Here is a 15421-nt window from a genome sequence, read left to right on the forward strand (position 1 = left end):
WGCATCCCACACCATTTGTTTGGTGATGGGAATACTGCGTGATGGTGTTTCAAATAAGAGGGTCATCCTTGTTCTTTTATTATAATAAAATAGTAGTTCAAGTTGTCCAATCACTTGAAACTATGTATCTGTTGTCCTTCGCTCCATAGCCATTACAGCTACTTCTACACTACTATAACAACATCCGTCATCCTCATCAGCATCGATACTATAAGCCTTACAGATACTGTCTGCTTGTGCCGTTCTCTTAGCAACTGACAAGGACTTCCTGAGTTCCGTATAGAAGCCTGTATAAAGGTCATGCCCACTCTACTGCCTTTGCCCTGTAACCAATAATCAAGCTCCCGTTACAGCTTTTCACTTGTAGCCAATAAATACAAGCTTTTGACAAAATGTAGCCATTCTCTCACAGCCTCAGCATGGGTTCACTGTAGTTTATCCTGAGCGAAGTCGAAGGGTTCATCTCCTTTATACGCACCTGACTACTCATGTAGCCTTTTCTTCCTACCGTTTAACACCAACTCATTACTAAGCCAGCATCGGGAAGCGGTTTTGTACCTACTCTTGAAAGCCGATACGGATGGACCTACCATCATCTTCTATACAGCACGGATAAAGCAAGCTCTATCCTTCACAGCACACATTGGCGAAATGGCGGTTTAAGGGAGAAATTGAAAGTTTCTCCTTTTTTTGTCGCATCAGCTTTTATATTTCCTTTTTTTATAAATTTAGAAAATAATAAAAGGCTGTTGCTTAGCTTAGTGCAAGATTGAAAGTTTAGGCTTTCTAATCCGCCACTATCGCCAATACGCGGCCCGTTACCGCCAATGCTAAAAAGACAACGACAGTGAACAAAGTGAACGACAGAGATATAATACCGACCGCACATTCAAGCACATTTGGTTTTTGCCGACACGCAAACCCAAAACAAAATACCAAAAGAAGACTTGAATTTTGCCAACTCGCTGACATAAAAACATAAATTTGAAGAATGAAGGAAAACAAAATATTCTATGAAACTGACCTAGGGAAACTACTCCTTACAGACTCTTACAAAGAGTTAAAGAATGGTTCATTGAAAAAATATAAGGGCAAGATAAATCTAATTATCACTTCACCACCGTTTCCATTAAACAACAAGAAAAAATATGGAAACCTGCAAGGTGAGGAATACAAAGAGTGGTTTATTAGTCTTGCTCCAATCTTTGAAGAATTATTAGCTGATGATGGTTCACTTGTTATTGAAATCGGGAATGCTTGGGAATCTGAACGACCTGTACAGTCACTTTTACATTTAGAATGTTTACTTGGCCTTGTTCAAAATTCCAACCTAAGATTAATACAGGAATTTATTTGTTATAATCCTTCAAAACTTCCTTCACCCGCTCAATGGGTAACAGTTAATCGTATTAGGACGGTTGACAGCTATACTCATATATGGTGGCTTGCGAAATCAGACTATCCAAAAGCTGACAATACAAAGGTTTTGCGACCTTACAGCAAGAGTATGAAACAACTTCTCAAGAAACAGAAATATAACTCAGGTAAACGACCTTCGGAACATGTCATTTCAGAAAATGGATTTTTGAAAGATAATGGTGGAAGTATTGCTCATAATTTCTTTGAAATGGAACCAATTGATGAAAATAGAGAAGTTAGACTACCTCACAGTGTTTTAAGTTTCTCAAATACACATTCAAACGACTACTATCTTAAAGCTTGTAGAAAGAATGATATTATTCCTCACCCTGCCCGAATGAATCAAGGAATTGTTAGTTTTTTTATCAACTATCTGACTGACGAAAAGGACTTAGTTTTTGACCCATTTGCAGGTAGTAATACAACAGGAGCAACCGCTGAAAAGCTCAATAGAAAATGGTTAGCAATGGAAATTGACCGAGAATTTGCAGACCAGTCAATTTTCAGATTTGAAGACAAAGAACTTAACGCAAAACTTAAAATACTCATCTAATGCTAGACGTAAATAAAAAAAATAACAGACATTGACTTTTTTAAAGAAGGACAAAATGAAGACCTTTTTGTGGGTAGACCTTACTCTATAAACTACAACAAAGCAAATTTACTTATTTCAGATTTTTGGAAACACAAAGTAAAAGGAATACCACAAGGTTCTTTTTTGTTGGCATTTTACGATAATCCATTTGAGGAAAACATTCAAGAAGCTTTACTCCTTCGAGTTTTAAACCCTTCTGCACTTCCTACTGACAATAATGTTATTTCTTCAATGATTGAGTATTACAAAGATAATCTAAACACATCTGGTAAAAAAAGTGAGCTTGACGATTTCACGAGATATGAATTTAGTTTTTCAGGTTTGGAATGTAGAATTTTAGGAGCATTCTACAAGGATGGTAATTCCTTTGAATTTGGAGCAGACGTGGAAAATTTTTATTCTGCTCACAACTACAAAGTCTTTAAAGCAACCTCGAAAATTTTAGAGCTTATTGTAAATCAAAGGGACAAAGATTTGGTGGCAGGTGGCGAGAACGAATTTCCAATTGGGACAGTACGCTATAGTTCTACTAGAAGGTTTTATGCTACTGATGATTCAGTAAAAAACGTAAAAGTATTTATCAATCCAGGTGATATGCTTGGCAAAAGGACTGCCCTTTTTGGAATGACTAGAACAGGTAAGTCTAACTCTGTTAAGAAAATAATTGAGGCTTCAGTTGAGATATCAAGGAAATCAAAATATAAATCCTTATCTGTTGCATCAAGTAGCTCCGACAATTTTATGGAGCCGATAGATAAAGATTCAGGTGCACCAAAATTTCCAGTTGGTCAAATAATTTTCGATATCAATGGTGAGTATGCGAATGCCAATTTGCAAGACAAAGGCACTGCTATTTTTGACTTATACAAAGACTTGGTAATTCGATACAGCGTATTAGATAAGACCAGTGAAGGCTTCAAAGTACTAAAGACTAACTTTTATACAGAAATTCAAGCAGGTTTTGAGCTTGTAAGAGCTTCTATGGCACAAGATACCTCAAATTATATTCAGAGTGTTTGTGCAATTGACTTAAACAAACCTGACGGATATGAAAAACCAATTCAAGACCGAACAAGTGATGAAAAGATTGCAGCAAATCTTTATGATAGAAAAACTGCCTTATACAAAGCTTGCTTATATGCGGCAGGTTTTAAAACAAATCAGAATCGTGTTAAATTCTTCGGAGATGCAAACACAATAAACAACATCATTCCTAGTATTCAACCGCATAATGGTATTACTTATGATGAGTGCATCACTTGGTTTACCTCAATTTATGAAGCTACAGCAGACCCGAATTTATCAAATCACTTCACAGCATATAGACAGGCTAAAGGCTTTGATTATCTCGACGAAGATATGAGAGCATTACTAGTTTTCTTGACCCGTAAATCGACCCCTAACGGCTCAGCTAATCTTTCGGGATTTAGAAAATTAAGAGCAATCTCAAATCTTCATACACCTACTGTTCAAGAATCATTTGAGATAGAAATAGTAAAAGCATTGCGTGAAGGAAAGATAGTGATAATAGATTTATCTCAAGGAGACCCTTTGATTCAGAGACTTTACAGTGAAAAAATATGCTCTAGGATATTTAATGATTCAATGAATAATTTTATCAAAACAAGCCCTAATAATTTCATTCAATTCTATTTTGAAGAAGCTCACAATTTGTTTCCTAAAAAAGACGATAAAGATTTGAGCCAAATCTACAACAGAATTGCAAAGGAAGGGGCAAAATTGAATCTAGGAATGATTTACGCTACACAAGAGGTTAGTTCAATAAGTTCAAACATACTTAAAAACACACAAAATTGGTTTATTGCTCACTTAAACAATGAAGATGAAACTAGGGAACTCAAAAAGTATTACGACTTTGAAGATTTTACTGAATCCTTAGTACGTTTTAGTGCCAAAAATGACAAGGGATTTGTAAGAATGAAAACAATATTCAAACCCATTTACGTATGTGCCAGTCCAGATAGATCAATTCTTAGCAAATAAGTAAAACATGTCGTACAACAAAACAGGGAATAGACCATTTGAATTTGCTAGTAAAAGCAATCATATACATATTATAAAAGACCCAGAAGTACAGAAATTTTTAAGTCAACACGAACTTCCTAAAGAGGGTGATGAAATTTCTCTATTTGACCAGTATTTGGTGGATATAGATTATGATGTTGCAGATTCTGTAGAATTCATTATAGCAGTAGATGGAGGTGATACAACGGTTCCAGTCAAATCAAAATTCCCTTCTTCTACAATAACCTTTTTTCAGTTTGGGGCTAACTTATTGAAAATTTCAGAACCTTAAAGAATTGAGGGAGCAACCTTTCATTTCTCCACAATCAATCTCAAAACTAAAAGAATTACAGCGGATAAAATTTACCTTACCGACCAAGAACATTGGCTTAATTGATGAAAATGGTAAACGAGCAACATTGACTTATTCTGTCAGAAAAGCCCTTTATGAATTTTTCAAGCAACACGATTTCCTTTCAACTTTGAAATGGTTTCTATTTGAAGAGTACAAGAAAAATCCAAAGTCAGAAAGAGAACTTGCAAGCCACCCAAATAATTCTGCGACAAAGAAGGTGGTTATTGAAAGAGATAAAATCAATTCCGAATATAAAATACCACACGCAGACGGTGAATTGTTTTTGACAGATATTTTTAGACTTCACGAAGTAGTGGATGAAGATCTAGGTGCAGGAGGTATTGTTGGCTATTTAAGAAATTTGATTGAACATTTCATTCTGATTGACACCATTAGAGGATTGTATAGAGTTAAGAAAGATACCTTAAAGGAGGTGTTATTTGTAAAAGATGGCCCATTAGGTTTCTTTGGACAAACTGCAAATATGCACGAGCCTATGCGAGAATTATTGAATCACTTGAATTCTGAATTAAATATCTTTTTAGCAGGAATAGAGAAATCGGGGCCATTTGTGGAACACGCATTGGAAATTAAAGACAAAATAAAGCAGGGACAGGCGTATTTACTTTCAAACAAGCACATTTACAAATATATAAAGCCGGGTGACTCCGACAATCCAGAAGCATATGGACGTTCCTCATATTATGGCAGTAAAGTAATTTTTAAGTCCAGAGATGAAAGAATTTATGTGGTAACTATTCCTACTGAGAAAAGTGAAGTAGTTCTTAATCCTATTAAGTCTGACTTCAAGCACATTGACATCATAATGAAATACATTGAACGACTAAAAAGTGATATGTATGACAATTCTCTTTTACCGATTGCACTTGCAAACAAACTTGTTTCACTTTCAGACCACCCAAGCTCAGTTTTACTTGAAAAATTTGCAAAACACAATATAAAATAGAGTGAAATGCTAACCCTTCACAGCCACACACATTGCCAAGTCGCTCAAGCCAAAACGCAAACCAAAACTTGGCAAAGAGTGTGTCTGTCCAACCGCACGACCGACAGACAAACGGACTAAGAAAAAGAAGCACTAGGCGGTAACAGCGTGTACGAGGCAATAGCGGGTGAAGTGGTTAATCGAAGGTGTGTACTTCTAATAAACATTGTGCTAAACGGAAAGGTAAGTGCTTTTAATCCGCTACTGCACATACACGCAAAACGTTAGCCGTCATTTTATGAAATACTCACGTAAACAAATATCTAAAGCTGGAAATACTTTATTAACTTCCAAATCTGAGGAAGAAATTAATGACGCTCTTAATTTAATAAATGATTGGAGAACAAGTCATTTACAGCCTTTGAAGGTAATGAAAAGAAGACTTGTGAAATTATTAGAAAATAATAAAATTTCACCAATTCTTATTTCACAGAGATTGAAACGATTAACCTCAATTGAATATAAATTAGACTTAAATCCACAAATGGGATTAGGCGGAATGCAAGATGTAGGTGGTTATCGTGCGGTACTAAAAGATGTGAAAGATTTATATAAACTTAAAAATATCTTAGAAAGTACAAATCACTATAATAGATTCGAAAAATGTAATGACTACGTTGAAAATCCTAAAACTTCAGGATACAGAAGTATACATTACATATACAAATATTCTTCAAAAGTATCTGAATATGACCAATTGAAAGTTGAATTACAAATCAAGAACAAAACTTCAACATAATTGGGCAACAGCAGTTGAAACAGCAGGTATAATTACTAAGACATCTTTGAAATCAAGTCAAGGTCCAGATGAGTGGTTAATTTTTTTTAGAGTTAGTAAGTTCTTTATTTGCAATTAAAGAAAAACTTCCTGTATTGGATGAACATAAAAATATGTCAATGCATGAACTAATGGTTGAGTGTTACAATCTTTGCGAAAAATTAAATGTAATTGACACATTAAAAGCTCTAAGAGTTACAACAGAACATCTTGAAAAACAGAAATTTCCAGGAGATTATTATTTAATACATATAAACACAGAAAAAAAAAAGTGTAACACTAAATGTATTTAATAAATCAAAATACGAATTAGCAACTCAAAAATATCTAGAGATTGAGAGAAAAATTGATGACTCTAAAAATGCGGTAGTTCTAGTATCTGCAACATCATTTAAAGATCTAAAAAAAGCCTATCCTAGTTACTTCTTGGATACATCTGAATTTTTAAATGCACTCGAAAAAATAAATGATAATTGTTTAAAACTTAATTTAATAAAAACGAACGGCTAACATCGGGTCGAGTAAGCAAGGGCATTGCAGCCCAAGCTTCTCACAGAACCGTACGTGAAAGTCTCCCTTCATACGGCTCTTGATACATCCATCTTTCTGATATACATAAATATATATTATCATATACCCACAGCTATCCTAAGCCTATTATACTCCAATGGTAAAATAAGTTCGGATAGCTGTTTTGTATTTTACGTAAGTAATTATAAGCTTTCTGATAGCTTGTAATACTCTTATACTTTCCTTTACCCATTTAGCCAGTCGATAATCCAAATGTCGAAGGCTCTCCTATTGCTCCTGCCGAATTAACTTGGGCTCTTTTAATGAACACGATAAGAAAAATTCCTCAAGCCATTCAAGGGTTTAATAAAGAAGGTAAATGGCAAACGAATATAGGCTCCAAAATCGAAGGAAAAATTATTGGTATTGGGGGATATGGAAAAATTGGTCAAAGGATAGCACAATACGCAAAAGCTTTTGGGGCAAAAGTAATGATTTGGGGAAGTGAAAATTCTAGAAATAAAGCCGTACAAGACGGTCTTATGAGAGCTACTACAAAAGAAGAATTTTTCAAAACAGCAGATATTATTCCCCTGCATCTTAGGCTTAATAAAGAAACGAAAGGTATTGTACGTGAATCTGATTTGCGATTAATGAAGAAAAATGCTGTATTTATAATAAATACAGCAAGAACGGAATTAATAGAAAAAAATGCCCTCTATAATGTATTGCAATCTAGAAATGACTTGTTAGTAGGCCTTGACGTTTACGATGACGAACCCATTTATGATTCAAATTATGAATTTTTAAAACTAGACAATGTCGTATGTACCCCACATTTAGGTTATGTAGAAAAAGAAGGATACGAATTGTATTTTGGAAAAGCCTTCGAAAATGTGATTAATTATATTAACGGTAATCCAACTAATATAGCCAATCCAGAAGTATTATTGAGTTAAGATCACATCGTAATGCCGATATGGCGGTTAAAGATTTATAATCGACATGTTTGTTTTTTAAACCCGTTTTCTTGGTTCTCAATCAATTCTTTTTTTTCTTAAATTTAGAAAATAATAAAAGGCTGTAGCTTAGGTTAGTGCAAAATTGAAAGTCTTGGCTTTTGGTATGAATTCAGATAAATGGCGAATAAAAAAACAGAAAACTTGGGACATTCTTGTTGAATGTGCCAAGAGACGCGATTTCATTACGTATGGCGAATTAGGGAAAATGGTTAATGTTATTGCAGTAAATGTTGGAGTTCATTTACTAATGCCAATACTTCAATATTGCAACACTAATGATTTACCCCCATTAACCGTTATTGTTATAAATAAACTAACTCGAAAAGCCAATTATGAACAAGGGGTAAACGTGATTTTGGAAAGAGATGGTAAAAAGCCTATTTCAAGGCATGAAGAAAGTGAAATTATTTTAAAAGTTCATAATTTCGATTGGACATCCATTATAAATCCATTTATTGACAAAAATTCTAAAATTGAAAAAGCCGTTCAGGTAATCCTAAGTGGTAATAGCTCTGACAGTGTTGAAGAAATTATAGCATTGGAGAAAAAAATGAGGAACCAAATTCCTGAAGTCAAACAACGAATTTCATCATTTATTGAAAGAGGGGCAATTGCTAATAAGGTAAAAGTACTCACAAAACATAAATGTTTAGTATGTGAAGCATTAGGACAATCTCCTTTTTCTTTCAAAAAGAAAAATGGTGATTATTATGTCGAAACCCACCACGTTGAACAAGTCTCAAACTTAACAAAAGGATCTTTAGGAATTAAAAATTTGATAACGGTATGCGCTAATCATCATAGACAAATGCACTATGGGAATTGTGAATTAGTAGATGAAAGTGAAACTGAATTCAAGTTTAATATAGATGGCATAGATATAATTATAAAAAAAATAAGCGTTTGCTAACATTGAATTAGCAATTTCTAGGATTAAGAAAATAGTAAAAACTTCTCTTCTTTTCACCCATCAAAAGCTGTTCGTTTTTGTTTTTCTTTAAGTTTATCAAAAGACTCACAATGAAACCCTCACAACACCAATCCACCACTCCTTTATCTACATTTTCCCAAAAGAGAAATATGATGGAAATTTGATTGCCTGCTAAAAATGATTATATTACGTATTTGCTACAAATCAATGGGAAGACGGATGTTATGGAATAGCTTTTTATAAGCTGAAATCCCACCATCCTAAAAATAATGAGGGCTTACACTATGAAAGTCATAACGCTATGCGGATCCACCAAATATAAAAAGCAGTTTGAAGATGTTAATGCTTTTCTTACTCTTCAAGGGAATATCGTATTAAGTTTATGTTTCTTTGAGCAGAGTGAAGGCATACATATTACCGAAGAACAAGCAAAATTGTTTGAGAAGATTCATTTCCGCAAAATTGACATGTCCGATGAAATATTCGTCGTCGATGTTGACGGTTACATAGGAAAGAGCACCCGAAAGGAAATAGAATATGCCAAGAAGATGAAAAAAGAAGTTAGATATTATTCAAACAGTGAAATTCCAAAGGATTTTATTGCTTCCTATTTCAAAATACAAAAAGGTTAATGGAAATATTAGGGAAAACCGAGGTAGTCGAAAACAGCACCTTCCAGCTTCGGCAAGCCTTAGTCCTATTACTCAGAGCGGGGCAAAACGTCTACTACAAAAGTTCTGCCCTACTTCAAAATAGTTTACCAAGATAAAAAATTAATTGTCTATTTCTATTCCTTCTAACACTGGTATAGGCTTCTTGTTGTCGTCCAGCGCCACGAAAGTAAACAGTCCTTGGATCGCGAGCTCCCTACCTTCTTTATACATGTGTTCAAGGTAAATATTTACCCTAACCTTCAAGCTTGTACGACCCACGCTTTCCACACGTGCTACCGCTTCAATTATACTTCCGGAAGGTATGGCCTTCTCAAAATTTATCTTATCGGAAGATACGGTGACCAACCTCTTGCGGCAGAAACGTGTCGCCGCCATAAACGATACCTCATCCATGATGGCCATAGCTTTTCCACCAAACAAAGTATCGTGATGATTTGTCAGGAAAGGAAATACCGTAGTACACACCCTTGTCTCCGACTGTTCTATTCTCTCTTCTAAGGTCATGAGTTACTTTTTTACAAAGGTACAATTTCTAACTGTCTTGCACGTCTATCCCTATACCTTTTAACAGAAGCGAAGCATTGAAGATCGTACACTTACCTTCCTTAAGCTTGTAATCAAACAACATCTCTCCCTCTATCACTTGGATATCAAAATGGTAATTCTTCAACAGTCCTTTATATTCCTCCTCCAGAGCTGCCAGCTGCAGGTCATGTGTTGCTACCATACCTTTACCTCGTAGGGCCAAAATTTTCTTTATAATAGCTTTGGAGCCCAAGTATTTATCCACCGAATTTGTGCCTCGGAGCATTTCATCAATCAACACAAAAGTATCCGGATCCGATGTCAGCTTATCCAAAATATACCGCATCCTGTCCAGCTCAGCTTTGAATGTCGAAGTACTCTCGTTCAGGCTGTCTTTGATACGCATATAGGTTACCAAAGAATATATAGGAAGTTTAAAGTCCTCCGCGCAGACCACCGCTCCGGCATATGCCAGCACAGCATTGATTCCTACGGTACGCAAGAAGGTACTTTTCCCCGCCATATTTGACCCGGTGATAAGCGCCAGAGTATGGTCGTGGGCGTCATAATCATTAGCTACAGCCACCTCTTCGGCAATCAACGGGTGACATAGCTGCTTAGCGCAAAGATGGTCATTCTGAGGGCTTTCCAGAATCTGTGGCTCTACCCATCGCGGATAATTATTACGAAGTATTGCCAAGCTCGCCAAGGCTTCCATCTCCGCAATGACCTCGAAAGCCTGCAGGATATTTTCTTCATATTTCTTCTTCCACTCTAGGATGGCCAACACCTGCCTGAAATCCCACAGCAACAACATATTCAAAAGAGACCCTATCAGAATGTTGTTGCGTGTATCCAGCTTATCGATAAGCTGACCCAGCTGCTTGAATGCCGTAGACAAGGCTTCTCCCCGCTGCGACTTCAGCACCTGCCGGATATGCACAGTATGGGGCGCCTCAAAAGACTCCTTTTCTACCATTTCTACCGCATCCGCATAGGCCATCAACGTTACCCCTATCTTGTCTATACGGCTGGAGAAATAAGAAACTTTACCTCCCAAAGCCATGGTCCACAACAGATGAACCACGGCCAGAGCAAGCAGAAAATTCCACAACGGCGACATCCAGAGGGAAATTCCTACACCCAGCAGGAAGATGTAAGGCACAACCTTCACAATAAAAACGCATAAAAGAAGACCCAAAACGTAAAGAGTCATCTCTCATATATCGTGTCAAAAAACTTTTGATGTTGACCTTCTGTCCCAGATTAAATAGAAGTTTGGCCTGCAGCTGTTGAATCCATTCCTTCTTACCTGCAAGTTCTTTCGTAGCACACTGACGAGCCACGATATCTTCCTTTTTCGAAGGGCGCAACAGCCAAGAAGCCAGTAGTCCTTCTCCTTCTTTTGTAGCACAGCGGTTGATCAAAGCAAACAAGGACTGCGGGCCGAAGATATCCAAATCCGAAACATAAGCATGTTTAGGGTCCTCATATTCGGCACCATCCGCATACATATTCTGCCGCGATTCTAACACGAGGACTTCATTCTCATTGACTTTCAGCAGCGCGCGCTTATAGGCTCTGATTTTTTCTAGGCGGCTCTGTCGCAGCACCAGAAAAGCAAAGCCTACCACCAACAGAAATACCGCCCCCAGGAGCAGCCACACGCTGTTCTGCTGAAAAATCTGAAACAGCACATATGCCCCCAATAAGATCAGGGCTAGACGCATCATGCTGTTTCTGTTTATCTTCTTTTCGAGCTCTAGGAGCTCTTGATTGACAGCTCGAATATTTTGTGAATAGAAATTCTTCATCAAGGCTAAAGATAGGGAAAAGCCTGAGAAGAATTATTATCGGAAAGATTTTACCAGGCCTTGTCCCCTACCAGCGGCACGAAGCGGAAGGTGTCAAGCTCAATGCGTTCAAACTCATTTTCGCCGACACGCAATATGGTCACCATCTTTTGGGATTTTTCGTCGCCCACAGGGATCACCAGCAGGCCTCCCAACTTGAGCTGACGCAACATCACATCGGGAACGAAGGGAGCACCCGCCGTCACTATAATTTTGTCGTAAGGAGCATGTTCGGGAATGCCTTTTGAGCCGTCGCCAAGAAAAAACTTAGGTCGGTACCCCATATAAGGCAACACCTGGATGGCTCGCTCGTACAAGTTCTTTTGTCGTTCGATAGTATATACATCTGCCCCTAGCTCCAGCAAGATGCAGGTTTGATACCCCGATCCCGTGCCTATCTCCAATACCTTATCGCCTTCTTTCACATGAAGCAGCTCGGATTGATAGGCCACCGTGTAAGGTTGTGAAATCGTCTGCCCGTCCCCTATAGGGAAAGCAATATCCTTATAGGCCTGATTCCAGAAGGTTTCGTCGAAGAAAAAATGACGAGGCACCTTACCTATAGCCTCTAGCACACGTTTATCCTGAATACCCCTACTTTCAAGATGCTTTACAAGCTTCTTTCTTGCCCCTTTTTCCCTGTAATTATCTATGAATTTGTATGCCATCGTTCTTCAAAAATACCATTGTTTGCGGATATTATTAAAGAATAAATACAATTAATTTGGAGCCAACAGGTTGAGGTTTCTCATAGGCAGCATTGCCATTCCAATTTTTAATAAGTAAATTTAAAAATTAAAATCATCAAACCTATGCTTCGTAATTTTCCGATCATCATTCTTATTGTTCTGTTACTAAACACCGCTTTCGCACAAAAGCTCCCGACAAGAAATTTAGAATACAAAGAAAAGATTGAGCAGCTGATGCGTGCACAAGATATGCAGGGCACCATAGTGGTATACGACGCCAGTAATAACATCTATTATTCTAACGACTTTGCCCTTGCCGAAAAAGGAAACCTCCCTGCCAGCACCTTCAAAATCGATCAATACCATCATAGCACTGGAAACCCAGGTGCTGACAGACGAAAATACCATAATGCGGTGGGATGGAAAAAAAAGACGCTTCGACTTCTGGGAAAAGGATATGACCGTACGTGAAGCCTTCCACGCTTCCTGCCTCCCCTGCTACCAAGAGGTGGCCCGTAAAATCGGCGTCAAACGCATGCGTACATACCTCAAGAAGCTGCAATACCCCCACATGGAGGTGGACGAAAACACTATTGACAACTTTTGGATAAAAGGACCCTCGCGCATATCTCCTTTGGAGCAGATTCTTTTCCTGCAACGCTTCTACAGTCGACAGCTCCCTATATCCGCACAGACCTACGACAAAATGATTTCCATCTTTGAAAAAGAAAAAAACGACAATTACCGCTATTTCGGAAAAACGGGATGGTCGGACGACAACAACTGGAACAACGGCTGGTTTGTAGGAATTGTCGATAAAGGAGGAAAAGTTTATTATTTTGCACTCAATGTGGAACCTATAGACCAAGCCAATACCAGCAAATTTACTGCCGGTAGGGAATGGGTAACCCGTGAAGTATTGAAATTATTACAGATACACTGAATATTATGAAAAAACTAAATCTAGTTTTTTTCACATTTTTATTTATTCATAATTGCTTTTCACAAGCACAAGATACTATTAGACTATTAGCAATCGGAAATAGCTTTTCGGAAGACGCTCTTGAATACTATTTGCACGATCTGGCTAAGGCCGATGGTAAGGTTATGATTATTGGCAATATGTACATGGCAGGAGCACATCTGACATTTCATGTTGAGAATATTAAGGAAAATAAAAATGCTTATGAATATCGCAAGATAAATGACTGAAGGTGTCAAAAAGGTATAATAAAAATCAAAGTATTGCTTCTGCATTAAAAGACGAAAAATGGGACTACATAAGCTTACAACAGGTGAGTTCTCTTTCGGGTAAATATGATACTATTATGAAGAGCTTACCTTTTATGATCCACTATGTTAAAAAGAATAAATCAAAAAAAAACAAAATTGCTATATCATCAAACATGGGCCTACCAGAAAGGTGTCCCCCATAAAGGATATATTCATTATGACAATGATCAAGGCAAAATGTATGCAGGTATTGTAGATGCAACAAAAAAAAATAAATAAACTTAAAGACATTCACATGGTGATTCCTGCAGGAACAGCTATACAAAATGCTCGTACCTCGTCACAGGGAGATACGTATACTCGAGATGGATATCACTTAGAACAAACGTATGGTAGATTTACAGCAGCCTGTGTTTGGTTCGAAAAATTATTTGGAAAAGATGTCCGAAAAATCAAGCTAATAAGCCAGAAAAAATCACGGATAAACAAGCTGAAATTGCTAAAGTAGCAGCACATCTAGCCGTTAAATATCCATTTAAAATATCAAAATTAAAATTATAACATATTCCATGCTTGGATTGATTACATTTGTATAGCTTATATCAGACATATTCAAATTATGAAAAACCTAATTACCTTTCTTTTCACCTTATTATTTTTCTTTTTAAACACTTCGGCCCAGGAAAAAGTGCTCAAAGTCTTAGCCATCGGCAACAGCTTTTCAGAAGATGGCATAGAAAACTACCTTTATGACCTTGCCAAAGCCGACGGCCACAAAATCATCATCGGCAATATGTATATCGGTGGAGCACCTATAGAACTTCACGTAAAAAATGCTAAAGAAAATAAGACTTCCTATTCGTATCGTAAGATCGGCGTGGATGGCGTCAAGAAGACCACTAAAAATGTAAGCTTGGAACAAGCTATCACCGACGAGGACTGGGATTACATAAGCTTACAGCAGGCTAGCCCCTTTTCGGGACAGTATGCGGTGATCATGCAACATCTGCCGCAGCTTATAAGCTATGTCTCTTCGCTGAAAAAGCCACATACCAAACTTATCTATCACCAAACATGGGCTTATCAGCACGACTCTACCCATAAAGGCTTTGCCAACTACGATAAAAGCCAGGAAAAAATGTATGCCGCAATAGTGGATGCCACAAAACGTATCAGCAAAATGAAAGAATTCATCTTTCTAGTGCCTGCCGGAACGGCAATACAGAACGCACGTACATCCTCCCTTGGGGACACCTTCACACGAGACGGCTATCACCTAGAACTTAACTACGGAAGATTTACGGCTGCCTGCACCTGGTACGAAAAGCTTTTCAATACCGACGTCCGAAAAAATACCTTTAAACCGGAAAAGGTAACAGACCAACAGGCCGAAATAGCCAAGCTGGCAGCACACAAAGCCGTGAAAAAACCTTTTAAAATTTCTAAAATCAAGAAATAAAAAAAGCGGGGGGGGTAGTCCCTCGCTTTTTTTAATACGGATCAACATCAATAAGGTTAAAGAAATCATCCGTGCGACACTTACGCAATTTGAGCTGGATAAGCAGAATGCCGGGGTGCGGGTGGTAATCGATGTAGATCCGTATTAAAAAAAGCGAGGGACTACCCCCCCCGCTTTTTTTATTTCTTTGTATTTTAGAAATTTTTAAAAGGTTTTTTCACGGCTTTGTGTGCTGCCAGCTTGGCTATTTCGGCCTGTTGGTCTGTTACCTTTTCCGGTTTAAAGGTTATTTTTWCGGMTGCCTGCACCTGGTACGAAAAGCCTTTTCAATACCGACGTCCGAAAAA

The 15421-nt window shown here is 37.5% G+C and carries 20 protein-coding genes; 15 read left to right on the forward strand and 5 right to left on the reverse strand.

The genetic code is table 11. The annotated features are described in order from the left end of the window. Nucleotides 1-120 precede the first annotated feature (120 nt). Nucleotides 121-261: a hypothetical protein gene (locus tag SD31_RS16520; protein ID WP_156138239.1), complete on the reverse strand. Its 141-nt coding sequence runs from the start codon at nt 259-261 to the stop codon at nt 121-123. A gap of 730 nt (nt 262-991) precedes the next feature. Here SD31_RS16520 and SD31_RS06540 point away from each other — a divergent pair. The 8 genes from SD31_RS06540 (at nt 992) to SD31_RS06575 (ending at nt 9273) form a co-directional block, all read left to right on the forward strand. Beyond that, nucleotides 992-1972, forward strand: coding sequence for a DNA-methyltransferase (locus SD31_RS06540; protein WP_039053543.1), 981 nt, complete (start codon nt 992-994; stop codon nt 1970-1972). A 69-nt stretch (nt 1973-2041) separates the two neighbouring features. Beyond that, nucleotides 2042-4018, forward strand: coding sequence for an ATP-binding protein (locus SD31_RS06545; protein WP_197053568.1), 1977 nt, complete (start codon nt 2042-2044; stop codon nt 4016-4018). 7 nt (nt 4019-4025) lie between these two features. After that, the gene (locus SD31_RS15990) at nt 4026-4331 is read left to right on the forward strand and encodes a hypothetical protein (RefSeq protein WP_082021848.1); all 306 of its coding nucleotides are present in this window, start codon (nt 4026-4028) and stop codon (nt 4329-4331) included. 4 nt (nt 4332-4335) lie between these two features. Further along, nucleotides 4336-5361 carry a hypothetical protein gene (locus SD31_RS06550; protein WP_082021849.1) on the forward strand — a complete coding sequence of 342 codons (1026 nt, stop codon included), beginning with the start codon at nt 4336-4338 and terminating at the stop codon, nt 5359-5361. Nucleotides 5362-5638: 277 nt separating this feature from the next. Next, the gene (locus SD31_RS17195; protein WP_197053569.1) at nt 5639-6139 is read left to right on the forward strand and encodes a RelA/SpoT domain-containing protein; all 501 of its coding nucleotides are present in this window, start codon (nt 5639-5641) and stop codon (nt 6137-6139) included. A gap of 872 nt (nt 6140-7011) precedes the next feature. Beyond that, complete coding sequence (locus tag SD31_RS06565; RefSeq protein ID WP_052258724.1) at nt 7012-7647, forward strand: NAD(P)-dependent oxidoreductase; 636 nt, start codon at nt 7012-7014, stop codon at nt 7645-7647. Nucleotides 7648-7792: 145 nt separating this feature from the next. Further along, nucleotides 7793-8620 carry a hypothetical protein gene (locus tag SD31_RS06570; RefSeq protein ID WP_156138240.1) on the forward strand — a complete coding sequence of 276 codons (828 nt, stop codon included), beginning with the start codon at nt 7793-7795 and terminating at the stop codon, nt 8618-8620. A gap of 305 nt (nt 8621-8925) precedes the next feature. Beyond that, the gene (locus SD31_RS06575) at nt 8926-9273 is read left to right on the forward strand and encodes a hypothetical protein (protein WP_039053550.1); all 348 of its coding nucleotides are present in this window, start codon (nt 8926-8928) and stop codon (nt 9271-9273) included. 141 nt (nt 9274-9414) lie between these two features. Here the strand turns inward: SD31_RS06575 and SD31_RS06580 are convergent, their stop codons facing one another. Genes SD31_RS06580 through SD31_RS06590 form a run of 4 tightly spaced genes read right to left on the reverse strand, consistent with a single transcriptional unit; the run spans nt 9415 to nt 12361 of the window. After that, complete coding sequence (locus SD31_RS06580; RefSeq protein ID WP_039053546.1) at nt 9415-9819, reverse strand: acyl-CoA thioesterase; 405 nt, start codon at nt 9817-9819, stop codon at nt 9415-9417. 28 nt (nt 9820-9847) lie between these two features. Continuing rightward, entirely contained in the window at nt 9848-10963 is a 1116-nt protein-coding gene (locus tag SD31_RS15145; RefSeq protein WP_197053570.1) for a MutS-related protein, read from the reverse strand. After that, nucleotides 10890-11654, reverse strand: coding sequence for a hypothetical protein (locus SD31_RS15150; RefSeq protein ID WP_052258726.1), 765 nt, complete (start codon nt 11652-11654; stop codon nt 10890-10892). The genes SD31_RS15145 and SD31_RS15150 overlap by 74 nt, the downstream gene beginning before the upstream one ends. Nucleotides 11655-11704: 50 nt before the next feature. Beyond that, nucleotides 11705-12361, reverse strand: a complete 657-nt coding sequence (locus tag SD31_RS06590; protein WP_039053547.1) for a protein-L-isoaspartate(D-aspartate) O-methyltransferase — start codon at nt 12359-12361, stop codon at nt 11705-11707. A gap of 144 nt (nt 12362-12505) precedes the next feature. On the opposite strand from SD31_RS06590, the gene SD31_RS17200 reads away from it, so the two are divergent. The 7 genes from SD31_RS17200 to SD31_RS06605 all read left to right on the forward strand — a co-directional run bounded on the left by SD31_RS17200 (nt 12506) and on the right by SD31_RS06605 (nt 15074). Beyond that, a complete protein-coding gene (locus tag SD31_RS17200) occupies nt 12506-12853 on the forward strand; it encodes a hypothetical protein (protein WP_052258727.1) in 348 nt (115 codons plus the stop codon). Next, a complete protein-coding gene (locus SD31_RS15160) occupies nt 12792-13325 on the forward strand; it encodes a penicillin-binding transpeptidase domain-containing protein (protein WP_231561247.1) in 534 nt (177 codons plus the stop codon). The genes SD31_RS17200 and SD31_RS15160 overlap by 62 nt, the downstream gene beginning before the upstream one ends. A 5-nt stretch (nt 13326-13330) precedes the next feature. After that, on the forward strand, nt 13331-13594 hold the full coding sequence (locus tag SD31_RS20045; RefSeq protein ID WP_197053572.1) for a DUF4886 domain-containing protein: 264 nt from the start codon (nt 13331-13333) through the stop codon (nt 13592-13594). A gap of 2 nt (nt 13595-13596) precedes the next feature. Continuing rightward, nucleotides 13597-13818 (forward strand): DUF4886 domain-containing protein, encoded by a 222-nt coding sequence (locus SD31_RS21205; RefSeq protein ID WP_197053573.1) that lies wholly within the window; start codon nt 13597-13599, stop codon nt 13816-13818. Continuing rightward, entirely contained in the window at nt 13772-13894 is a 123-nt protein-coding gene (locus tag SD31_RS21210) for a DUF4886 domain-containing protein (protein WP_410528242.1), read from the forward strand. Before SD31_RS21205 ends, SD31_RS21210 begins: the two co-directional genes overlap by 47 nt. Continuing rightward, nucleotides 13872-14123, forward strand: coding sequence for a DUF4886 domain-containing protein (locus SD31_RS20050; protein WP_197053574.1), 252 nt, complete (start codon nt 13872-13874; stop codon nt 14121-14123). Before SD31_RS21210 ends, SD31_RS20050 begins: the two co-directional genes overlap by 23 nt. A 111-nt stretch (nt 14124-14234) precedes the next feature. Then, on the forward strand, nt 14235-15074 hold the full coding sequence (locus SD31_RS06605) for a DUF4886 domain-containing protein (RefSeq protein ID WP_052258729.1): 840 nt from the start codon (nt 14235-14237) through the stop codon (nt 15072-15074). Nucleotides 15075-15421: the final 347 nt, after the last annotated feature.

Origin of the sequence: Sphingobacterium sp. T2, assembly GCF_000814685.1 — a bacterium.
Classification (GTDB): Bacteria; Bacteroidota; Bacteroidia; order Sphingobacteriales; family Sphingobacteriaceae; genus Sphingobacterium; species Sphingobacterium thermophilum.